At 68.8% G+C, this 20,963-nt stretch carries 15 protein-coding genes; 5 read left to right on the forward strand and 10 right to left on the reverse strand.

Features of this window, described 5'->3' with window-relative positions; genetic code table 11:
* The first annotated feature begins 47 nt into the window (after window positions 1-47).
* Window positions 48-1,403, forward strand: a complete 1,356-nt coding sequence (locus BLA15945_RS31590; protein ID WP_174994228.1) for a purine-cytosine permease family protein — start codon at window positions 48-50, stop codon at window positions 1,401-1,403.
* Between the two features lie 32 nt (window positions 1,404-1,435).
* On the opposite strand, the gene BLA15945_RS31595 is transcribed toward BLA15945_RS31590, so the two are convergent.
* The 5 genes from BLA15945_RS31595 to BLA15945_RS31615 all read right to left on the reverse strand — a co-directional run bounded on the left by BLA15945_RS31595 (window position 1,436) and on the right by BLA15945_RS31615 (window position 5,646).
* Window positions 1,436-2,524, reverse strand: coding sequence for a suppressor of fused domain protein (locus BLA15945_RS31595; RefSeq protein WP_174994229.1), 1,089 nt, complete (start codon window positions 2,522-2,524; stop codon window positions 1,436-1,438).
* Between the two features lie 81 nt (window positions 2,525-2,605).
* Window positions 2,606-3,331 (reverse strand): copper homeostasis protein CutC, encoded by a 726-nt coding sequence (locus tag BLA15945_RS31600; RefSeq protein WP_059233047.1) that lies wholly within the window; start codon window positions 3,329-3,331, stop codon window positions 2,606-2,608.
* Window positions 3,332-3,414: 83 nt separating this feature from the next.
* Window positions 3,415-3,819, reverse strand: coding sequence for a hypothetical protein (locus BLA15945_RS31605; protein WP_174994230.1), 405 nt, complete (start codon window positions 3,817-3,819; stop codon window positions 3,415-3,417).
* On the reverse strand, window positions 3,816-4,202 hold the full coding sequence (locus BLA15945_RS31610; RefSeq protein ID WP_059233045.1) for a hypothetical protein: 387 nt from the start codon (window positions 4,200-4,202) through the stop codon (window positions 3,816-3,818). The genes BLA15945_RS31605 and BLA15945_RS31610 overlap by 4 nt, the downstream gene beginning before the upstream one ends.
* Before the next feature lie 157 nt (window positions 4,203-4,359).
* A complete protein-coding gene (locus BLA15945_RS31615; protein WP_059233044.1) occupies window positions 4,360-5,646 on the reverse strand; it encodes a sensor domain-containing phosphodiesterase in 1,287 nt (428 codons plus the stop codon).
* 296 nt (window positions 5,647-5,942) lie between these two features.
* On the opposite strand from BLA15945_RS31615, the gene BLA15945_RS31620 reads away from it, so the two are divergent.
* Window positions 5,943-7,610, forward strand: coding sequence for a Na+/H+ antiporter (locus BLA15945_RS31620; RefSeq protein ID WP_059233043.1), 1,668 nt, complete (start codon window positions 5,943-5,945; stop codon window positions 7,608-7,610).
* A 95-nt stretch (window positions 7,611-7,705) separates the two neighbouring features.
* Here the strand turns inward: BLA15945_RS31620 and BLA15945_RS31625 are convergent, their stop codons facing one another.
* Both BLA15945_RS31625 and BLA15945_RS31630 read right to left on the reverse strand, forming a co-directional pair.
* Complete coding sequence (locus BLA15945_RS31625; protein WP_174994231.1) at window positions 7,706-11,278, reverse strand: indolepyruvate ferredoxin oxidoreductase family protein; 3,573 nt, start codon at window positions 11,276-11,278, stop codon at window positions 7,706-7,708.
* 1,716 nt (window positions 11,279-12,994) lie between these two features.
* The gene (locus BLA15945_RS31630) at window positions 12,995-13,552 is read right to left on the reverse strand and encodes a DapH/DapD/GlmU-related protein (protein WP_174994232.1); all 558 of its coding nucleotides are present in this window, start codon (window positions 13,550-13,552) and stop codon (window positions 12,995-12,997) included.
* Window positions 13,553-13,912: 360 nt separating this feature from the next.
* On the opposite strand from BLA15945_RS31630, the gene BLA15945_RS31635 reads away from it, so the two are divergent.
* On the forward strand, window positions 13,913-14,527 hold the full coding sequence (locus tag BLA15945_RS31635) for a glutathione S-transferase family protein (RefSeq protein WP_059233040.1): 615 nt from the start codon (window positions 13,913-13,915) through the stop codon (window positions 14,525-14,527).
* Between the two features lie 28 nt (window positions 14,528-14,555).
* Here BLA15945_RS31635 and BLA15945_RS31640 read toward each other — a convergent pair whose 3' ends face one another.
* Window positions 14,556-15,524: an ion channel gene (locus BLA15945_RS31640; protein WP_174994233.1), complete on the reverse strand. Its 969-nt coding sequence runs from the start codon at window positions 15,522-15,524 to the stop codon at window positions 14,556-14,558.
* Between the two features lie 165 nt (window positions 15,525-15,689).
* Window positions 15,690-16,709 (reverse strand): sulfate ABC transporter substrate-binding protein, encoded by a 1,020-nt coding sequence (locus tag BLA15945_RS31645; protein WP_174994234.1) that lies wholly within the window; start codon window positions 16,707-16,709, stop codon window positions 15,690-15,692.
* Window positions 16,710-17,160: 451 nt separating this feature from the next.
* Here BLA15945_RS31645 and dapA point away from each other — a divergent pair, with 451 nt between their 5' ends.
* On the forward strand, window positions 17,161-18,054 hold the full coding sequence (dapA, locus tag BLA15945_RS31650; protein WP_174994235.1) for a 4-hydroxy-tetrahydrodipicolinate synthase: 894 nt from the start codon (window positions 17,161-17,163) through the stop codon (window positions 18,052-18,054).
* 432 nt (window positions 18,055-18,486) lie between these two features.
* On the opposite strand, the gene BLA15945_RS31655 is transcribed toward dapA, so the two are convergent.
* On the reverse strand, window positions 18,487-19,548 hold the full coding sequence (locus BLA15945_RS31655) for a LysR substrate-binding domain-containing protein (protein ID WP_059233036.1): 1,062 nt from the start codon (window positions 19,546-19,548) through the stop codon (window positions 18,487-18,489).
* Between the two features lie 106 nt (window positions 19,549-19,654).
* Here BLA15945_RS31655 and BLA15945_RS31660 point away from each other — a divergent pair, with 106 nt between their 5' ends.
* The gene (locus BLA15945_RS31660) at window positions 19,655-20,926 is read left to right on the forward strand and encodes an MFS transporter (protein ID WP_174994236.1); all 1,272 of its coding nucleotides are present in this window, start codon (window positions 19,655-19,657) and stop codon (window positions 20,924-20,926) included.
* Window positions 20,927-20,963 lie beyond the last annotated feature (37 nt).

Consider the following 20,963-nt stretch of genomic DNA (forward strand, 5'->3'; position numbering starts at 1 on the left):
CGCGGCCCAGACGTCGTCCGCTGTTTTGCTCATCGAGGAGCACGCTCATGGCCAACCTGGCTCAGGCCCGCACCGACGAGGATCTCGACCTGTCGACGCTCGCCATTCCCGATCACGCGCGCATGCCGCCCTTTTCGCTGACGATGGCGTGGTGGGCCGTCTGCAGCGCGGTGTTCTACATCGTCGTCGGCGCGACGCTCGCGCTCACCTACGGCGCGCGCAACGCGCTGATCGGCATGGCGCTGTCGGTGGTGTCGTACGGCGTCGTCAATTCGATCATCAGCCGCTATGCGATTCGCACCGGCCTGTCGGTCGCGCTGTTCTCGCGCGTGCTGTTCGGCAGCGCGGGCGCGGCGCTCGCGACGCTGATCTTCTTCGCGACGGCGATCTACTACGCGGTGTTCGAGGGCTCGGTGATCGCGGTCGCCGCGCATCACCAGTTTCCGGCGCTGGACTACCAATGGGCCGCGCTGATCGTCGTCTGCTACAGCGTGCCGCTCGTGTTCGGCAGCGTGCAGCACTGGCTCGACAAGTTCAACGGCGTGCTGCTGCCGTTCTACCTGTTCGGGCTGCTCGCGGCGGTCGGGCTCGCGACGGCCGAGTACGGCTATCACGCCGCGTGGCTCGATTTCGGGCCGGCGGGCGGCGCACCGGCCGGCGGCTGGTGGCAGTGCTTCGTCTACTACATGGGTGTGTGGGTGCTGATGATGTTCACGTTCGACTACGCGCGCTTCGGCCGCAAGGAGGACGCCCGCTATCACGGCCGCTTCAACTTCGGGATGCCGTTCTATCTCGTCACGTTCCTCGTCAACGGCGCGGCCGGCATCTATCTCGTCGCCACGATTCCCGGGCTCGGCACGCTGTCGGAAGTGTCGGTCGTGCTCGCGCTGCTCAAGCTGATGGGCGTGTGGGGGTTGCTGTTCGTATGGGTCACGCAGTCGCGCATCAACACCGCGAACTACTACCTCGCGACCGTCAACATGCAGGCGTTCTTCCAGAAGGTCGCCGGGCTGCGCGCGCCGAAGTTCGTATGGGCGCTCGTGGTCGGCGCGGTCGTCTACGCGCTGATGATGGCCGACATCTTCTCGCGGATCCTGCAGGCGCTCGCGTACCAGGGCATCTTCGTCGTCGCGTGGGTCGGCGTCGCGCTCGCGCACATCCTGTCGGCGCGCTACGGGCAGCTCGTCGGCGACGATGTCGAGTGCCGCGACGCGCATGTGCCGGTGTTCAATCCGGGCGGGCTGACTGCGTGGTTCGCGGGTGCGTTCGCGGGGCTCGCGCTGAACCAGGCGACCGGGTTCGCCGCGTCGCTGTCGGCACCGGCGACCTTCGTCGTGTCGTGGGTCGTCTATCGCGCGCTGCTCGGCACCGCGAAGCGGGCCTGGTTCGTGCGGAATACGTAACGCCGCCGCGCCTGCGACGGCGCGGCAGCGGCTTACCCGATCGTCTGTACCGGGTTGCCCTTCGCGTCGCGGATCACCGTCTTCTCGACGCGCCAGCGCACGCCGTCGAGCCCGTCGATCGCATACTCGCCCGCGCGCGGCTTCAGCGTGCGCGCCAGCGCCTGCACCGTCGCGTCGGTGAGCCGCAGCGTCAGCGTGCCGTCTTCGTCGGTCACGGCGTTCGCGTCGCCGTGCACGAACCGCAGCGCGCCGTCGTGACCGACCAGGCGGAACGCGCGGTCGAACGGCAGCCGCAACGGCAGCAACGCGACGAGTTCCTCGACCTGCCGCGCGCCGACGGTAATCTCGATCACGGGCGCGCGCAGCAGCCGCTTGCGCGTGTCCCATCCGAGCACGTCGGTGAACAGGTAGCCGCTCGCCGAGCCGTCGCGCTGCGTACCCGCGTCGACCTGCTCGCGCACGTCCGCGCGTTCGAGCAGCGATGCGCGGCCGAGCTCGGTCACCCAGAGCGGCATGTGCGGCAGCAGCGTGTCGAGCAGCGCGCGCGTGCGCCAGCGCTTCGCGGCGCGCTCTTCGTCGAGCGTCAGCCCGACGACCTGCAGGAACGCGAGGCGGCCGTGCGGCGTGTCGATCGACGGCAGTTCCGGATCGAACGCGAAGCCCATCGAGCAGAGCGCCGTGCCGGTATCGAGCGCGATCGGGCCGTTGGCCGTCATCCAGTGGCCGTCGTCGAACGCGTTGCCGCTCTGGAACACGTAGCGCGCGAGATTCTGCAGGAAGCTGAACACCCAGCGCGGCGGCTCCTCTTCGCCCGCCGCGCACGCGACGCGCATCGTCAGCTCGAACCCGAAGCCGCTGACGGCCGGATCGTCGGACTCCTTCGCATACAGCTCGCTCAGCCCGTACGTGACGAAGTGCCAGTGCGGCACGGGCCCCGCGCGCTTCCACACGCTGATCCCGTCGAGCGGATCGGGGCCGCCGAGCCGCCACTTGACCAGCGTGCCGTAGTGCTTCGGCTCCTGGCCCGGATAGAGGCGTGCAAGCGCACCGTCGATCGCGTCCCAGCCGGGCGCGGCGTCATCGTCCGCGCCGTCCTGCGTGTCGTGTGTTGCGTCGGTCATGTGGCCCTCTGTCGCGTTTCATGTTCCGGTGCGTGGTGGCGCCAGCGCACGGGGCAGCGGCTGCGGCCGCCGCCGGGCGCATCACACGTGCGCCGCCGCGCCGTCGAGCGCCGCGCGCACGCGCTCGACGCGCTGTTCGTCGACGGGCGCGAGCACCTCGCCGCGCGGCCGCACGCCCGAGCCGAAATGCACCGCACGCACGCCGGTCGCACGGACGAAATCGCCGACCGCATCGATCGTGAGCCCCGAGCCGGCCAATACCGTGCAGGTCGAACCGGCCGCCTGCCGCACGAGCCGCGTGATCGTCGCGACGGCATCGAGTACCGACGGATGGCCGCCCGACGTCAGCACCGACGTGACGGCCGGCACGCGCAGCAGCGCGTCGAACGCGGCGTTCAGATCGCGCGCGACGTCGAACGCCCGGTGGAACGTGAGTGCCCGGCCGTCCGCGGCGGCCGCGATGCGGGCCAGCGCGCCGAGATCGATGTCGCCGTGCGCGTCGAGCGCGCCGAACACGACGCCGTTCGCGCCGGCCGCGACGGCCGCGCGCACGTCGCGTTCGATCACGCGCAGGTCGTCGGCGTCATAGACGAACGACCGGCTGTGCGGACGCACGATCACGTTGACGGGAATCGGCACCGCGGCCACGACGGCCTCGATCAGGCCGACGCTGGGCGTCAGCCCGCCTTCGGTGATCGCGGTCACGAGCTCGAGGCGGTCGGCGCCCGCACGGGCGGCGGCCTTCGCATCGCCGACGGTCGTGGCGATCACTTCGAGGAGGACGGAAGAAGCGGCGTTTCGGTTCATGGGCGGCCCGCGAATCGTCTGGACAATTCGCGCATCCTAGCCGAGCCGCGTGACGGACGCCAGCGTGCCGGCGGCCGTGCACGTCAGCCGCGCCGCACGAGCCAGATGCCAGCGAGCGCGGACAGGCCGGTCACCACGGTGCCGGGCGCGAACCGGAACATCCGCACGGTGAATTGCACCCCCTGCTGCTGCATCACGTCGACGATCCCCGGCGCGAGCAGCAGCGTCGCCCAGCCGATCATCCCGAGCGCGGTGGTCGCGGTCGCGACGAGCAGCGCGATGCCGGCACCGCGCGCACGCGGCCGGAACGCGCCGGCAAACGCGCCCGCAGCCAAAAGCGCAACCGAAACCGCGGACATCCCAGCGGCAAACACGACCATCACCGTCGTCTGGCCGACCTTCAGGAACGCGACCATCTGCGCGACGATCACGCACATGCCCGCGATCGCGAACAGCACGATCGCCAGCGCGTTGCGCACGGCGTTCATGCGGGTGTCTGGCGGAAATACGCGGTCGCGGGGCGCCGGAACAGCAGGTAGACGAACAGCGCGAACAGCAGGACGCCGGGAATCAGCACCGCGAGCATCGACGCCGGCATGTTGATTAACGAGAACGCAATCCCGAACACGAATGTCACGATATACGCCATGCGCGACCATTCGCGGCCCTTGAGGATCGCGATGCCGATGACGACGTTCGCCGCTTCGATAATCATGCTGATGCCGAACGTCGCCCACACGGGCAGCAGGTAGTGCGACATCAGCGCCTGGGTGGTCGGCATGCCGATCGAGAACGGCGTATAGACGCACGTGATCGCGTTGGTCACGATGATGATCCACGCGAGGATGGTCAGCGAAATCGGTCTTTTCATTGTGTTTTCCTTTTATTCGCCGCCATGGTTGGCCCCCGGGACGGCGCGATCGCGGTCACGACGGCCGCGGTCGGGCCATTGTCGGGGAAGCCCGCGGCGAACGCAACGGCCGCCCCGCGCCGCCGCGCCCCGATCGCCGCATGCGATCCGTGCGCCCCTAGCCGGCGTCCGCTTCGTCGTCGACCCAGTCGATGTCGCCGCACAGCACGCGCTGCGCATCGCCGACGCGCACCGCCACCGACAGCGTCACGCACGGCTGCGCCTCGTTGATCGACAGGTACGGCCGCGTGACCTGCACGCGCCCCGGCTCGGCGATCGCCGAGCGGAAATACGGCCGGCGCAGCCAGTTCGCACCTTGCGCGTCCGCCAGCGGCGAGAAGCGCGCCTCGGCGAGCGCGCGATCGGCGCGCAGCACGACGTTGCGGCCCGACTGCCGGCCGTGCGCGTCGAGCAGGAAGCAGCGCGCGGCCGCGTCGAGCGCGAGGAAGTTCCAGCACACCTCGTCGAGCGGCTCGCCGGCCGCGAGACGCTCGGCCGCCCGCTCGAACGCGCGCAGGTACGGCGCGAGCCGCTGCGCGTCGCGCCGCTCGCGCGCTTCGGTCTGCTGACGAAAGCGCTCGGTCAGCTCGCCGATGCAGCCGGTCGCGGCCGCGCTGTCGGGCAGCCCCGGCGCCGGGCGCCCGAAGTAGTAGCCCTGCACGAAATCGGCCTCGCACGACAGCGCGATCTGCGCCTCGTGCTCGGTCTCGATCCCTTCGACGAGCACGAGCTTGCCGGCCTCGTGCAGCAACGTGACGAGCCCGTGCAGGATCGCGGTGAGCCCGGTGCGGTGCGCCGCGTGCGACAGCATGATCCGGTCGAGCTTCACGATGTCCGGGTTCAGCTGCCAGATCCGTTCGAGGTTCGAATGACCGGCGCCGAAATCGTCGAGCGCGATCAGGAAGCCGTGCGTGCGGAATTCGCGCACGGCCTCCGCGAGCCGCTCGACGTCTTCCGCGCGCTGTTCGAGCACTTCGAGCACGATGCGGCGCGGCGGCATGCCGAGCCGCTTCAGGTTCGCGAGCAGCGCGGCTGCCTGGAACGGATCGGTCAGCACACCCGGATGGACGTTGAGGAACAGCCACTCGCGCTCCGCGCCGAGCAGCGCGAAGTTCTCGAGATGCAGCGCCTGCGCGAGCCGGTCGAGCTGCAGCAGTTCGCCCTGCCGCGCGGCTTCGCCGAACACGTCGAGCGGCGACACCGCGCGGTCGAGCGCATCGTGCGCGCGCAGCAGCGCCTCGTAGCCGACCGCACGCTGGTGCGACAGGCTGAATATCGGCTGGAACACGGTCGTCAGCGTCAGGTCGCGGTGCTGCGTGGCCAGACGTTCGAAGCCGGAGCTCATCTCCCGCTCGAACCGGTACGGCGACGCGGCGGCCGGACGCTCCTGTTGAACGATCGTCATGCCTTCCTCCTGGTATTGCCTTCGAACGCGCCGCCCGCCGAAACGGGCGGCGCGTTCAATGTCATGGTTGGACCCTCGGTTGCCCGGTCGATGCCGGACGGCTGCCCACCTTCAAGCAAGCTCCGTGCAAGGTCCTGACAACCCGTACGCCATGCGGCTGCACGGGGTCTTCGCACCATCGTGGCGCGCGCCGGATGCACCACTTTCGTGCGCACGCACCGGTCACTCGAGCGCAGCCGTCACGTCAGCACGCTACACTCCGTACGATCGTTTCATTCCCCGTATTCGCCGTATCGATGGAAATCGTCTTCACAGTCCTGATCCTGCTGCTGACCGTCGCGCTGTCCGGCGCCGTCACGCGCATTCTGCCGTTGCAACTGCCGCTGCCGCTGATGCAGATCGCGTTCGGCGCGATGCTCGCATGGCCGAAGCTGAACCTGCACGTCACGTTCGACCCCGAAATCTTCATGCTGCTGTTCATTCCGCCGCTGCTGTTCGCGGACGGCTGGCGGATTCCGAAACGCGAGCTGTACCTGCAGCGCCGCGCGATCCTGATGCTCGCATTCGGGCTCGTGTTCATGACGGTACTCGCAGTGGGTTACTTCGCGCATTGGCTGATTCCCGAGTTGCCGCTGCCGATCGCGTTCGCGCTCGCGGCCGTGCTGTCGCCGACCGACGCGGTCGCGCTGTCCGGCATCGCCGGCAAAGGCCGGATCCCGCCGCAACTGATGCACATCCTCGAAGGCGAGGCGCTGATGAACGACGCGTCGGGCCTCGTCGCGCTGAAGTTCGCGATCGCGGCCGCGCTGACGGGCGTGTTCTCGCTGCGCGCCGCGTCAGTCACGTTCGTGATCGTCGCCGCCGGCGGGCTCGCGACGGGCGCGATCGTGTCGTGGGTGTTCAGCGCGCTGTCCACGCGCTTCCTGAACGCCGAGCAGGAAGGCGATCCGGCCCCCGGCATCGTGATGACGCTGCTCGTGCCGTTCGCGGCCTACCTGTTCGCCGAGCACCTCGACCTGTCGGGCGTGCTCGCGGCCGTGTCGGCCGGGATGATGATGAATTACACGAGCTTCTCGCGCAAAAGCACGGTCGCGTCGCGCGTGCGGGCCGAAAGCACGTGGGCGATGATCGAGTTCGTGTTCAACGGCATGGTGTTCATCATGCTCGGGCTGCAGTTGCCGCACATCATCGGCCGCGCGCTCGTCGATGCGCACCATACGAGCGACGCGCTGGTCGGCCGGATGATCTTCAACGTGTGCGCGATGATGCTCGCGCTGTATGCGATCCGCTTCACGTGGGTGTGGCTGCTGCGCTGGTTCGCGAGCCGCCGCGCCGCGCGCCAGGGCCTCGCGGGCACGATGGCCGGCGTGCGCACGATCGCGGTGATGACGGTCGGCGGCGTGCGCGGTGCGGTCACGCTCGCCGGCGTGCTGTCGATCCCCGTCGCATTGTCGGACGGCGCGCCGCTGCCGGGGCGCGACACCGCGATCTTCGTCGCGTCGGCCGTGATCCTCGGCTCGCTGATCGTCGCGGTGATCGGGCTGCCGCTGCTGCTGCGCGGCGTGCGCTCGGCGCGCAACCCGCTCGGCGACGAGGAGCGCTCCGCGCGCTCGGCCGCCGCGCAGGCCGCGATCCGCGCGATCGACTCGTCGCACGATGCGATCTCGGCCGATCTCGACGAATCGGGCGCCGCACGCTGCGCGGACATCTCCGCACGCGTGATGGACCAGTATCGCCGCCGGCTCTCCGCGCTGGCCGAGGACGGCCCCACGCCGCGCGCGGAAGCGAAGCAGGCCGAGACGATGGAACTGCAGATGCGGATCGCGGCCGTGCGCGCGGAACGCTCGGCGCTGTACCGGCTGCGCAGCGACAGCAAGATTTCCGACGAGACGCTGACGAAGCTGATCCGCGAGATCGACCTGTCGGAAACCGCGCTGTCGACGCGCAAGAAAGGCATTCTTTGACGGGCCGGCAGCCGCCGGTGCGCAATCGGGTCGAAGTCCGGATAAAAAAAGGCGACGCAGCAGCGTCGCCTTTTTCACATCCGCCCGCGATCGCGCTACTTCGCGACGACGACCGGAATCCCCTTCAGCATCCCCGCGCCCTTCATCTCGTCGAGCGCATGCTGCACCGCCACGCTCGTCGCCGCGTCGATGCCGAGCTGCAACGCAAGCTCGCGCTCCGTGCGCTTCACGCCGGCCAGGTTGCGCACCTTCACGTGGCCGAAGCCGCGCACGCGGGCGTGCAGATCGGCCAGTTGCACGACCTGCGCCGCATTGCCGGCCGTCATCGCGGCGAACGCACGCGCAAGCGTCGTCTCGTAGTCGTCGGCAAGCGCGCGCTCCATCTTGCGCTCGACGGTGCGGCCGAACGGATCGAGCCACGTGCCGCGCAGGCTGCGCACGCGCGCCAGCACGCCGAACACCGGCCACATCCACTGGCCGAACACGCGCTTCTTCGGCGTGCTGCCGTCGCTGCCGGCCTTCGCGACCGTCGGCGGAGCGAGGTTGAACTTCACGCGGTACGCCTGCCCCGGCACGCCTTCGAACTGCGCTTCGAGCGCCGTGCGGAAGGTATCGTCCGCGTACAGCCGCGCAACCTCGTATTCGTCCTTCACCGCGAGCAGCCGGTAGAACGTCGTCGCGACCGCGCGCGTCAGCGCGTCGTCGCCTTTTGCGCGCGCGGCGTTCACGAGCGCACGGTAGCGCTCGACGTAACGCACGCCGCCATACGCGTCGAGACGCGCTTCGCGATCGGCGATCACCTCGGCAAGCGTCTCCGGCGCGGCCTGCACGGCCACCGTGTGACGCGCGTTCCACAACGCGTCGAGGCCCGCCGCGTCGCCGGCCGCCATCCGGCCGATCGAGAACGCGAGCTTGTTCATCGGCACCGCGACATTGTTCAGCTCGATCGCGCGCATCATCGCGGCGAGCGACACCGGCACGAGGCCGAGCTGCCACGCATAGCCGAGCATCAGGATGTTCGCGCCGATCGAATCGCCGAGGAACTTCGCGGCGAGCGCCTGCGCGTCGCAGCTCGACAGGTAGCCGTCGCCGGCCGCGTGATGCATCTTCTCGAGCAGCGCGTCCGCATGCAGGTTCGCGTCGGGATTCTGCACGAACGATGCGTTCGGGATCCGGTGCGTGTTGACGACGATCCGCGTGCGCTCGTGACGCACCGTCTGCAGCGCCTCCGCACTCGCTCCGACGACCATGTCGCACGCGAGCAGCACGTCGGCCTGCTGCGTGTCGATGCGCACCTGGTTCAGCCACCGGTCGCTCGACGCGATCCGCACGAACGACAGCACCGAGCCGCCCTTCTGCGCGAAGCCCATGAAGTCGAGCACCGACGCGCTCTTGCCTTCGAGGTGAGCGGCCATGCTGATCAGCGCGCCGACCGTCACGACGCCCGTGCCGCCGACGCCCGTCACGAGCATGTCGAACGGCGCGGCGTCGAGATGGGTCGCGGGCACCGGCAGCCCGTCGACGCGCGCGGCCAGCGCCGCTTCGTCGAACGCGGCGCCGGCAGCCTTCTTCAGCGCCGCGCCTTCGACCGTCACGAAGCTCGGGCAGAAGCCGTTCACGCACGAATAGTCCTTGTTGCACGACGACTGGTCGATGCGGCGCTTGCGGCCGAGCGGCGTCTCGAGCGGCTCGACCGACAGGCAGTTCGACTGCACGCCGCAGTCGCCGCAGCCTTCGCATACCGCGTCGTTGATGAACAGGCGCTTGTCCGGGTCGGGGAATTCGCCTTTCTTGCGGCGGCGGCGCTTCTCGGCCGCGCAGGTCTGGTCGTAGATCAGCACGGTGACGCCGGGCGTCTCGCGCAGCTCGCGCTGCACCGTGTCGAGCTCGCTGCGGTGATGGAACGTCGTGCCCGCCGGGAACTGTCCGTGATGGCCGTCGTACTTCTCCGGTTCGTCGGACACGACGACGAAGCGCGACACGCCTTCCGCCTCGACCTGCCGCGCGATCTGCGGCACCGAGATGCTGCCGTCGACCGGCTGGCCGCCCGTCATCGCGACCGCATCGTTGTAGAGGATCTTGTACGTGATGTTCGCTTTCGCGGCGACCGCCTGGCGGATCGCGAGGATGCCCGAATGGAAGTAGGTGCCGTCGCCGAGGTTCTGGAACACGTGCTTCGTGTTCGTGAACATCGCGTGCGCGGCCCAGTCGACACCCTCGCCGCCCATCTGGATCAGCCCGGTCGTGTCGCGCTCCATCCACGACGCCATGAAATGGCAGCCGATGCCGGCCTGCGCGATCGAGCCTTCCGGCACCTTCGTCGACGTGTTGTGCGGGCAGCCGGAGCAGAAGTACGGCGTGCGCTTCACCGCGTCGGCTTCGTTCGACAGGATCTGCGGCGCGACCAGATCGACGACGCGTTCGCGACGGTCGAGCGCCGGCTTGTGCCGCGCGAGCCATTCGGCGAACACCGGCAGGATGCGCGACGGGCGCAGCTCGCCGAGTTCGGACAGCAGGCATGCGCCGGCGGCGTCGTGCTTGCCGAGCACCCGCGGGCGCGCGCCTTCCGTGCGGTTGTACAGGTGATCCTTGATCTGCTGCTCGATGACCGGGCCCTTCTCCTCGATCACCAGCACTTCGGCGAGACCGTCGACGAACGTCTCGATGCGCGTCATTTCGAGCGGATACGACAGGCCGACCTTGTAGATCCGCACACCGGCCGCGTCGAGATCGGCGACCGTCAGGTCGAGACGGCGCAGCGCCTCCATCAGGTCGAGGTGCGCCTTGCCGCAGGTGACGATGCCGACGTTCGCGTGCGTGCTCGGCGCGATCCACTTGTCGATGCTGTTGGTGCGCGCGAAATGACGCACCGCGTCGAGCTTCGCGGCGAGACGCGCCTCGATCGTCAGGCTCGGCAGGTCGGGCCAGCGGTTGTGCAGGCCGCCCGACGGCGGCGTGAAGCCTTCCGGCGCCGGCCACCGCGTCTGCAGCGCATCGAGGTCGACCGTGGAGCCCGACTCGACCGTTTCGGAGATCGCCTTGAAGCCGACCCACGCGCCCGAGTAGCGCGACAGCGCCCAACCGTACAGGCCGAATTCGAGCATGTCGGCGATGTTCGCCGGGTTCACGACCGGCATGTGCCACGCGATCATCGCGAAGTCGCTCTGGTGCGGCATCGACGACGACACGCAGCCATGGTCGTCACCGGCGACGACCAGCACGCCGCCGTGCGGCGACGAGCCATACGCGTTGCCGTGCTTCAGCGCGTCGCCGGCGCGATCGACGCCCGGGCCCTTGCCGTACCACATCGCATACACGCCCTCGACCGTGCGCTCGGGATCGGACTCGACCCGCTGCGTGCCGAGCACGGCCGTGCCGCCGAGTTCCTCGTTGATCGCCGGCAGGAAGCGTACGCCGCTGGTGTCGAGCAGTTTCTTCGCCTTCCACAGCTGCTGGTCGACCATGCCGAGCGGCGAGCCGCGATAGCCGCTGACGAAGCCGGCCGTGTTGAGCCCCTGTTCGGTGTCGACCGTGCGCTGCATCAGCAGCAGGCGAATCAGCGCCTGCGTGCCGGTCAGGAAGATCCGGCCGCGCGTCGCGGTCAGGTTGTCGGTCAGGCGGTAGTCGGACAAGGCAGGCGTGCCATCGACGGGCAGGCGGGCGGTCATGGGGGATAGTCTCCGGATTGTGCTGTTCTGGGCTGCGCGGCGGGACGTCGGGCGGCGCGTGACCGGCGGCAGCGAATGGCTCTATTTTTTCGCGCGGAGCCGAGAATGTTTTTTCTCATCTTGCTCGGCCGGGGCTGTAGCGAGAAAGACTGCGCAGGTTTTTGCCGGGATTTGAGAGAGTTTTCGCGCGCGGTGGCGGGAGCGGGGTTGGCGGGACGTTCGGACGACCGGGTGGATCGGCGTCACGGGCGGTGCATGCCCGACGGCCCGCCGTCAGCCCCGCGACTGGCGCGCGAACCCCGTGCGACAAGGGTTTCCGTGGCTCGGGCGGTCACCCTCACCGTTGCAATACACAGCGTTCCGATTGGTCGGTGGCGCCGGATGTCCACAATGCTTCGTCCGATCGGGCGCGCGCTCACCGTTCGATTGCACAGCGTTTCGAGTGGCGTCCGGGCCGGGATATCCACACCCGGAATCGGCATGCGGCTCGCCCGGGTGTCGCTGCTCACCGTCGGAATGCACAGCGCGGCGAGTGGGTTTCGGCGCGGGATATCCACATCGGACCCGGTGCATTTCGTCGATCCGCCGCGCACATTCACCGTTCGAATACACAGGGTCGAGAGTGAGTTTGTCAGGCGAATATCCACGCCGGAACACCCATGCTGCGTGATCGCCGTCTCACCCTCACCGTTGATATGCACAGGAATTCGACTGGCTGCGGCGGCGGTTGTCCACGCCCGGAACTGCATTGCCTTTCAGCCATCCGACCACCCTCACCGCCGAAAACCACAGCGCTTCGAGTGGCTTGAGGGTCCGGATATCCACATGGGCGCACGTTCTCCGATCGATCGAAGATGTGCCTTTCGCCGCGCTCCGACGACCGGCAATCCATACCGGACGCGGCTCTTCACCCGATCGGGCCTCGACGCTCACCCTCGAAATACACAGTGCGGCGAGTCGTTTCGGCGGCCGGATATCCACACGGCGGCGTGCGTCGCCCCCCGTTTGCAAGCTCGCGGCCGAGCCCGACCCGAACAGCGCTTCGCGCGGCATCGGCAGCCGACCGGCCGCATTCTGGCGGGCCGCACGCCGATCCCGAAATCGCGCTCACCATTGAATTGCATGGCGCGCCGAGTCGCTCGAGAACGCGGATATGCGCGGCGATATTCGCACTTTGCGGACCACACGCGCGCTTGCGCCGTTAGAATGCACGACCCTTTGATCGTGATCCGGAACCGGATATCGGCGTCGCGGTGCGCGCCTGGCTTGGTCACGCATGCGCGCATTCAGCTAGAATGCGCGACCCTCCCGAATCGCGGCAAAGGGCGGAAACCCGCGCCGGAGCAGGCGCGCCGCGCGATCGGGCGCGACACTCACCGATGAATTTCACAGCAATTCGCGTCGTTTCGCGGCGAGTTGTCCACACCCCGATTCATGTCTCGCGCAGCATCCGGTCATCCTCACCTGTGAAACCCACAGCGTGCCGAGTCGTTTCCGGGCGCGGATATCCACAACCCGGCGAGCGGCCGGATCTTCATCCGGCTGTCGACGGACGTCTCGGCGCACCACCGCCGGGGACAACCGGAAAGGCTTGTCCGGCCGGCCCCGGCGGCACCCTCACCCTTCGAATGCACAGCGTTTCGAGTCGCTGCGAAGCGAGTTGTCCACATCGGTCCGCCGATGTCTCATCGCGCCCGCACGCGCGCCCGAGCGACGTTACTCGGCAATCGACCGGATGACCGTCGCAGGATTGCCGCCGACCAGCGTATTCGGCGGAACGTCGCGCGTGACGACCGCCGCAGCCGCGACGACCGAATTCTCGCCGACCGTCACACCGCCGATGATCGTCGCGCCGGCGCCGATCCACACGTTCCGCCCGATCACGATCGGCTTCGCGACGACGCAGTCACGGCGCCGCGAAGGCTCGACCGGATGACCGGACGTGATCAGGTTGACGTTCGGGCCGATCATCGCGTCGTCGCCGATCTCGAGCCCGCCCAGGTCGTAGAACGTGCAGTTCTGGTTGACGAACACGTTGCGCCCGAGCTTCATGCCGGTGCCGCCTGTGGCATGGAATGGCGGGATCAGCGTGAAGCCGTCGTCGACCTGCATGCCGATCAGTTCGCCGAACAGCGCACGAACCTCGGCCGCATCGTCGAACGTCAGACGGTTGAGCCGCGCGGTGATCGCCATCGCTCGTTTGACCTCGGCCACCATGGCCGCCGATTCGGACGTTCTGCGCGGAATGATCGTGGTGCGATCGTCGTTTGCCATGCGTGACTTGTCTCCAGTGATTGCCGTGTTTCGCGATGCGTCGGCGGTTGCAGCCGAATGCCTGCGGCGCGCATGTACGGGTGCTACGGAATCGGCGGTGCGCGTTGGTAGCGATGCTGCTTTTCGCCTGAATTTTTGCCGATTTTTATAACTAGTTTTCATATAACTAGTGATTGATAACCCCCCTTATCCCATCGAGCTTTGCCCGATTTTCTGCCCGATTCACGCGCGACAGATGACGCCCCAACAGTCTCTTTCAGCCGAACCGCCCCTGGCCGGGCGCCCCTGTCCGAACCTGCTGCGCTCGGGTACGCTTGAGCATCGACCGGACCGACACCAGCACCGAAACGCGGAGGCGCGATGAAGCTCTACTACTGGCCGAAGACCCGGGCATTCCGGGCGTTGTGGATGCTCGAGGAAATCGGCGTGGTGTACGAACTCGTGCCGATCGACCTGCGCTCGCACGAACAGGGCAGCGACGCATTCGTGCAGGTCAACCCGATGGCCAAGCTGCCCGCGCTCGACGACGGCAGCGCGCCGTTCGCCGAATCGGGCGCCGTGCTGCTCTATCTCGCCGACTGCTGCCCGGGCGCCGGGCTCGGCATCGCGCCCGACGATCCGCTGCGCGGCCGTTTCCTCCAATGGATGTTCTTCACGCCGGCCTGCCTCGAACCGGCGATGGCCGAAAAATTCACCGGCGCGTCGGGCAATCCGGTCGCGTTCGGCTGGGGCAACATCACGCGCGTGCAGCGCGCGCTCGCGCAAGCGCTCGCCCACACCCCCTGGCTCGTCGGCGACCGCTTCACCGCGGCCGACCTGCTGCTCGCCAGCACGCTGAAGATCGCGTTCGACGCGCATCTGCTGCCGCACGAAGGCGTGCTCGGCGACTACGTTGCGCGCGCGGAGGATCGCGACGCATTCCGCCGCGCGGTCGCGATCGAGCAGCGCGAAGCGGCGCGGTTGCTGCATGCGTGACGCATGAGGGGGCGCCCGCCGCCCCCGGTCACGCCTGCGCGGCCGGCCCCTGCGCCGACGCGCCCGCTTCGGCCGCCACGCCCGGCGAACTGCGTTCGTCGGTGTCGACGTCGATCGGCACGACTTCGTGAAAATGCGTGTAGTCGATGTGCGTGATGCCGTCCTCGTCGTGCATCAGGTCGACATAGCGGTGACGCCAGCGGATCTCGCCATGCGTCCATGAGTGACGCGCCTGCATGACCTGCGCGGTCGTTTCGTCCGAGCCCTCGATCGTGATCAGCAACGACGCGTCGCGCGCGGCGAGCGATTCGGGCGTCTCGCCGAACAGCGCGCTCGATTCGTCGATCACGTGCATCAGGTTCCAGCCGAGCAGGAAGATCGGGTGCTCGCTGCGCACGAGCGGCAGGTCGTGGATCTTGCGCAGCGAGTAGCCCTCGTGCGTGCCTTCGATGCGCATCAGCCGCAACTTCGCCTGCGCCTCCGCAATCACGTTCTGGCGCGCATTCGCGGCACGCACCATCAGCGTCATCCGGCCGTTCAGCGGCCGCACGATCGCGTTGCGCGCGAACAGGATCTTCGCCTGCGGCCGCGAAAAGCGCGCGAACACGAGCCCCGTGGCCAGCGCGATGCTCGACATCCCGACGAAGATCTCGAGCGTCGCGACGAGGTGCGCATAAACGGTCTGCGGATGCATGTCGCCATAGCCGACGGTCGCGAGCGTCTCGACGCTGAAGAAGAACGCGCCGCCGAAGCCGGCCGGCGACTGGTTCGCGATCGGCGTGCGGCCGAGCACGTAGAGCGTCGCGAACCCGCCGTTGAGCAGCAGGAACAGCACCGCGAGCGACAGGAAGAACACGGGCCAGCTCACCGTCAGCGCGCGGTGGTAGAAATCGCGCCAGCCGAGCGGCGGCATCCCGTACGCGATCACCGGGCGGGTGCCCGACCAGATCTTGCGGCCACGGCCGCGGGAGGCTGGGGAGGACGAATCGACGTTCATCGCGCGGGGCCGGTTGCAGGGAGGCGATGAGCGTAGCACGCGCCGCGGCGGCCGGGAATGCGTGCCGGCGCGGAACGGAACTCCGCCGCGCAATGCAAAAAAAAGGCCGCGGGTGCGGCCGGCTGCGTCGTCATCGCGCGGACCCGCGCGCGATGCGCGCCGCGGTCACTTCCGGTCGACGATCACCTGGTCGAACGTGCCGCCGTCGGCGAAATGGGTCTTCTGCGCGTTCGCCCAGCTGCCGAAAACCTGCTCGACGCTGAACGTCTTCAGCGCCTTGAACTCGGCCGCATGCTTCTTCAGCACGTTCGCGTCGCGCGGGCGCAGATGGTGCTGCGCGATGATTTCCTGCGCTTCCGGCGTGTACAGGTAGTCGAGATACGCCTGGGCAACCTTGCGCGTGCCTTTCTTGTCGACGACCTTGTCGACGACGGCGACGGGCGGCTCCGCGAGGATGCTCGCCGACGGATACACGGCGTCGAACTGCGCGCCCGATGCGCCGGTGTCCATCAGCGCCACTTCGTTCTCGAACGTGACCAGCACGTCGCCGATGCCGCGCTGCGTGAACGTCGTCGTCGCGCCACGGCCGCCCGAATCGAGCACCGGCACGTTGCGGAAGATCGCCTTCTCGAAGTCGAGCGCCTGCTGGTCGGTCGCGCCCTTCTGCTTCTGGAAGCCCCACGCGGCGAGATACGCGTAGCGGCCGTTACCCGACGTCTTCGGGTTCGCGATGATCACCTGTACGCCCGGCTTCGCGAGATCGCTCCAGTCCTTGATCGCCTTCGGATTGCCCTTGCGCACGAGGAACACCATCGTCGTCGAGTACGGCGAGCTGTTGTCCGCAAAGCGTGCGCGCCAGTCCTTCGGCAGCAATTGACCGCGCTCGGCGAGCAAGTCGATGTCGTTCGGCTGGTTCATCGTCACGACGTCGGCCTGCAGCCCCTGCAGTACCGACAGCGCCTGCGCGCTCGACGCGCCGTGCGACTGCTTGATCGTGACGGTCTCGCCGGTCTTCTGCTTGTAAGCGGCGGCAAAGCTCGTGTTGATGTCCTTGTACAGCTCGCGCGTCACGTCGTACGACACGTTCAGGATCGACGTGTCCGCATGCGCAGCCGTCGCCGCCACGACCAGCGCCGCCGCCGCGCCCGTGTGCAGCCAACGGCCGATCCCCTTGATGCTTGCCATCGTGATATGCCCCGTTTCCAGTGGTGGTGAATGTGCGTGACGGCACGCGTACGCGCTGTCATCGAAACGTAAGCGGGCATTCTAGCGGCCGGGCGCGGCGCGCTTTCCAATCAGTCGTGGAAAGCAAATCTCGAATCCTGCTAAACGGCGGCCGGCGCTCGCGCGCGCCGCCGATCCGGTGTTAAGATCGCCGCTCAGCCCACTTACGGTTCATCCATGTCCGCTACCCTGCGCTCGCTTTCGATCCTCGCCGCCGTTGCGGCAGGTACGCGCGCGGCCGGGCTGAAACTGAAAAAACGACGCCTCGACTGACGGGGACGTCGCGTCCCGTCAGGCGAATGCCGGACGGGATGCCCGCAGGTCGTTTCTTTCTCCTTGCACGCACGCCTCGCTCCGGCACTCCGCCGGCGGAACGGTTCCTTACCACGCCGTTTCCACCATGAGGCTTTGCATGAACACACGTTTCGAAGGTATCTGGCTGCCGATCATCACGCCGTTCCACCACGGCGAAGTCGACCATGCAGCGCTCGCGCGGCTCGCCCGTCACTATGCGGGCGCGGGCATCGCGGGCTTCGTCGCGGGCGCGACGACCGGTGAAGGCGTCCTGCTCGACGGGCGCGAGCAGGACGCGGTGTTCGCGACGCTGCGCGACGCGGCGCCCGGGCGGCCGATCGTCGTCGGACTGACCGCGAGCGCGACGCACTTCGCGGCCGCGCGCGCACGCGAACTCGCGGCGCTGCGGCCCGATGGGCTGCTCGTCACGCCGCCCGTCTACGTGCGGCCGACGCAGGACGGCATCCGCCGCCATGTCGAGGCGATCGTCGACGCCGCCGACCTGCCGGTGCTCGTCTACAACATCCCGTACCGCACCGGCGTGAACGTCGAACTGGACACGCTGCAGGCGCTCGCGCGCGACCCGCGCGTCGCCGGCATCAAGGAATGCGGCGGCACGCTCGACCGGATGAGCCGGCTCGCGCACGACACGCCGCTCGCGATCCTGTCCGGCGACGACAACCAGAACTTCGCGGCGATGTGCGCCGGCGCGCACGGCGCGATCGCGAGCAGCGCACACGTGCTGCCCGAATGGCATGTGCGCATCCATGCGCTGCTGCGCGACGGGCGGCTCGCCGATGCACGGCGCCTGTCGGTCGCGCTGCAGCCGCTCGTCGCGGCGCTGTTCGCTGAGCCGAACCCGGCACCGGTGAAGGCCGTGCTCGCCGCGCAAGGGTGGTGCGAGGACGGGTTGCGGCTGCCGTTCGTGCCGGCGAGCGAAGGGTTGCGGGCGCGGCTGGCAGCGATCTGTACGGCGCTCGAAGCCATCGAGTCGGACGTCGCCGCAGCATAAGCCGCTACGCCGCGCAGGGTGCTGCCGACAGACGCATTCCGACTCGACGGATTATTTCGCACTGTCAGAACCAGCGACAGGTCGTACCGAGCAGGACGAGCGTCGGCCGTCACGCGCTGAAGCGGTTCGTGGCGCGCCTGCGCGACCAGCAAGCGATCGAACGGGTCGCGAGGGTGACGAGGCAAATCACGCACCGCAGCCCCATGCGCGGCGCGAACCGGCAGCTCACGAATCCCGCGTGCGCCGGTTGCCCGGATCAGCTTGCCCACGTCGATGTCGAGCGTCCCCAGACCGGCCTTGATGGCGGCCGCCCAGATACTCGCGCTGCTGACGATACGCTCGTCGGCAGCCGGGATCAGTCTGCGCGCCCCATTCAGCCGATCGGCAGAGGGACGAATGGATCGCAGCCCGCGACGGCAACCGAAGGTGTCATCAGGCCGCCAACGCCGCCGCGCCCTCCGTCGCATCCCGCACCGCCTGCGTCACGATCCGCGCCAGCCGGTCGACCGTCGGCGTCGCCGACGACGTGCGCCGCAGCAGGATCAACGGCAGGCTCGGCAGTGCCGGCAGCCCGCACGACGCCGCGTCGAGCACCCGCACCGACGCCGGCAGCCCGTAGTGCGAGCGCACCGTCAGCCCGAGGCCGGCCGCCGCAGCCGCCCATAGCCCGGCAAGACTCGGCGTCGTGAACGCGATGCGCCACGGCACGCCCGCGCGATCGAGCGCATCGGTCGCCGAGCCGAAGAACCGGCACGGCCGGTCGAACACGACGAGCGGCAGCGGCTCACCCGGCGTGCGCCCGGCACGGCTGCCCGTAGCACCTGTAGCGCCCGTGTCGCCCGTTTCGCCTTCGGCGCCGTCGCCGCCCTCGTCCGGCACCCCGAAACCACCCGCCCGCACCGCACCGATCCATTGCATCGGCACCTGCGCGATCGCTTCGCTGTCGATCCCCGCCCGCGACACGAGCGCCGCCGACGCCGGATCGCCCCACACGAGCGCGAGATCGAGCTGGTTCGCATCGAGCCGCTCGAGCAGATCGGCATTGCGCGCCACGCGCGCCTCGATCCTCACCTTCGGATGCGCACGCGCGAACCGCCCGAGCACGTCGGGCAGGATCGCTTCGCCGAAGTCCTCCTGCAGCCCGACCCGCACCCAGCCGTCGAGATTCACGCCGCGCACCGCCGCGGCCGCCTCGTCGTTCAGTTCGATCATCCGCCGCGCATAGCGCAGCATCGCGTCGCCGGCATCGGTCAGTGCGAGCCCGCGCCCGGCTTTCACGAACAGCGGCGTGCCAGCCTGCTCCTCGAGCTTGCGGATCTGCGCGCTCACCGCCGACGACGAACGCGCGACGCGGTCGGCCGCCTTCGCAAAACTGCCGAGATCCACGCCCGCAACCAGGCTACGCAGCGCCGCCACGTCGAAGTTGGGCCGCGCCAGCGTGGCATCGGCCACCGCAAGCGGCTCGCCGCCGCGCGGAATGTCTTGTCCGGGCATTTCAACCATCCTGATTTATCGAACGATTTATCACAAACTTTCCGATTTTCGGGATGAATGTAGGCCGCCAGACTGTGGATGTCAATTTCCAACCGGGCCCGCCGTCATGGATACCTCGTGCATCGCCTCCCCCTCCTCGCCTGCCCGCGACGTGCGCGGCCCGGCCCATCGCTGGCGCGTGCTGGCGGCCGGTGTCGCCGCGAACATGAGCTTTTCGGCGGCCGCGGCCGGCATCCCGACCACGGCCGTGTGGATGCGCACGGCCTATCACCTCGACAACGGCGCGCTCGGCCTCGTGCTCGGCGCGCTCGGCTTCGGCGTCGCGCTGTCCGAGCTGCCGTGGGGAATCGCCGCCGACCGCTTCGGCGATCGGCGCGTGCTGCTGACCGGGCTGGTCGCGACGGCCGCGATGCTCGCGCTGATGGTGGCCACGATCGTCCCGACCGCGCACGCAGTGCCGCCGCTGATGCGCGTCGTCGCGGCCATGTGCTGCGTCGGCCTGCTCGGCGGCAGCGTGAACGGGTCGAGCGGACGCGCGGTGATGCGCTGGTTCGGCGAGCGCGAACGCGGGCTCGCGATGAGCATCCGCCAGACGGCCGTGCCGCTTGGCGGCGGCGTCGGCGCGGCGCTGCTGCCGTCGCTCGCGTCGCATCTCGGTTTCGCCGCGGTGTTCGGTGCGCTGATGCTGCTGTGCGCGGGATCGGCCGCCCTGACCTGGCGCTGGCTGCACGAGCCGCCCGCCGAGCCGGCCGCGGCGCGCGTCGCCACGCATCGCCCGGCCGGGCGGCAGACGTCCGCCCCGCAGGCGCGCAACCCGCTCGCGAGCGGCCCCGTGTGGCGCATCGTGCTCGGCATTGGCCTGCTGTGCGCGCCGCAGTTCGCGGTGCTCACGTTCGCGACGGTGTTCCTGCACGACTTCGGCCGGCTCGGCCTCGCCGGCATCAGCGCGGCGATGGTGGTGCTGCAACTCGGCGCGATGGTGATGCGCGTGTGGAGCGGCCGTCATACCGACCGGCACGGCAACCGGCGCGCGTATCTGCGCGGCTCCGTGTTCGTCGCGGCCGGGTCGTTCGCGCTGCTCGCCGCGGCGACGGCCGGCAGTGCGCACGTACCGCTCGCCGCGATCGTCGCGATTCTCGTGTTCGCCGGCATCTGCGTGTCGGCATGGCACGGCGTCGCGTACACGGAGCTCGCGACGCTCGCGGGCGCGAACCACGCGGGCACTGCGCTCGGGATGGTGAACACGATCGTCTACCTCGGGCTGTTCGCGACGCCACTCGCGATTCCGCCGCTGCTCGCGGTCAGCTCGTGGAGCGTGGTGTGGCTCGCAGCCGCGCTGGTCGCCGGCGCGACCTATCCGCTGTTCGCCACGAAATAGCCGTTGCCCTTCTCACGCGGGCGTCGCGGCACACACC

Source organism: Burkholderia arboris, from assembly GCF_902499125.1.
Lineage (GTDB): Bacteria > Pseudomonadota > Gammaproteobacteria > Burkholderiales > Burkholderiaceae > Burkholderia > Burkholderia arboris.

Excerpts from the sequence above, each read along its gene's own strand:
- BLA15945_RS31590 (WP_174994228.1), top strand. The coding sequence starts at position 48 with ATGGCCAACCTGGCTCAGGCCCGCACCGACGAGGATCTCGACCTGTCG.
- BLA15945_RS31595 (WP_174994229.1), bottom strand. The coding sequence starts at position 2,524 with ATGACCGACGCAACACACGACACGCAGGACGGCGCGGACGATGACGCC.
- BLA15945_RS31600 (WP_059233047.1), bottom strand. The coding sequence starts at position 3,331 with ATGAACCGAAACGCCGCTTCTTCCGTCCTCCTCGAAGTGATCGCCACG.
- BLA15945_RS31605 (WP_174994230.1), bottom strand. The coding sequence starts at position 3,819 with ATGAACGCCGTGCGCAACGCGCTGGCGATCGTGCTGTTCGCGATCGCG.
- BLA15945_RS31610 (WP_059233045.1), bottom strand. The coding sequence starts at position 4,202 with ATGAAAAGACCGATTTCGCTGACCATCCTCGCGTGGATCATCATCGTG.
- BLA15945_RS31615 (WP_059233044.1), bottom strand. The coding sequence starts at position 5,646 with ATGACGATCGTTCAACAGGAGCGTCCGGCCGCCGCGTCGCCGTACCGG.
- BLA15945_RS31620 (WP_059233043.1), top strand. The coding sequence starts at position 5,943 with ATGGAAATCGTCTTCACAGTCCTGATCCTGCTGCTGACCGTCGCGCTG.
- BLA15945_RS31625 (WP_174994231.1), bottom strand. The coding sequence starts at position 11,278 with ATGACCGCCCGCCTGCCCGTCGATGGCACGCCTGCCTTGTCCGACTAC.
- BLA15945_RS31630 (WP_174994232.1), bottom strand. The coding sequence starts at position 13,552 with ATGGCAAACGACGATCGCACCACGATCATTCCGCGCAGAACGTCCGAA.
- BLA15945_RS31635 (WP_059233040.1), top strand. The coding sequence starts at position 13,913 with ATGAAGCTCTACTACTGGCCGAAGACCCGGGCATTCCGGGCGTTGTGG.
- BLA15945_RS31640 (WP_174994233.1), bottom strand. The coding sequence starts at position 15,524 with ATGAACGTCGATTCGTCCTCCCCAGCCTCCCGCGGCCGTGGCCGCAAG.
- BLA15945_RS31645 (WP_174994234.1), bottom strand. The coding sequence starts at position 16,709 with ATGGCAAGCATCAAGGGGATCGGCCGTTGGCTGCACACGGGCGCGGCG.
- dapA (WP_174994235.1), top strand. The coding sequence starts at position 17,161 with ATGAACACACGTTTCGAAGGTATCTGGCTGCCGATCATCACGCCGTTC.
- BLA15945_RS31655 (WP_059233036.1), bottom strand. The coding sequence starts at position 19,548 with ATGCCCGGACAAGACATTCCGCGCGGCGGCGAGCCGCTTGCGGTGGCC.
- BLA15945_RS31660 (WP_174994236.1), top strand. The coding sequence starts at position 19,655 with ATGGATACCTCGTGCATCGCCTCCCCCTCCTCGCCTGCCCGCGACGTG.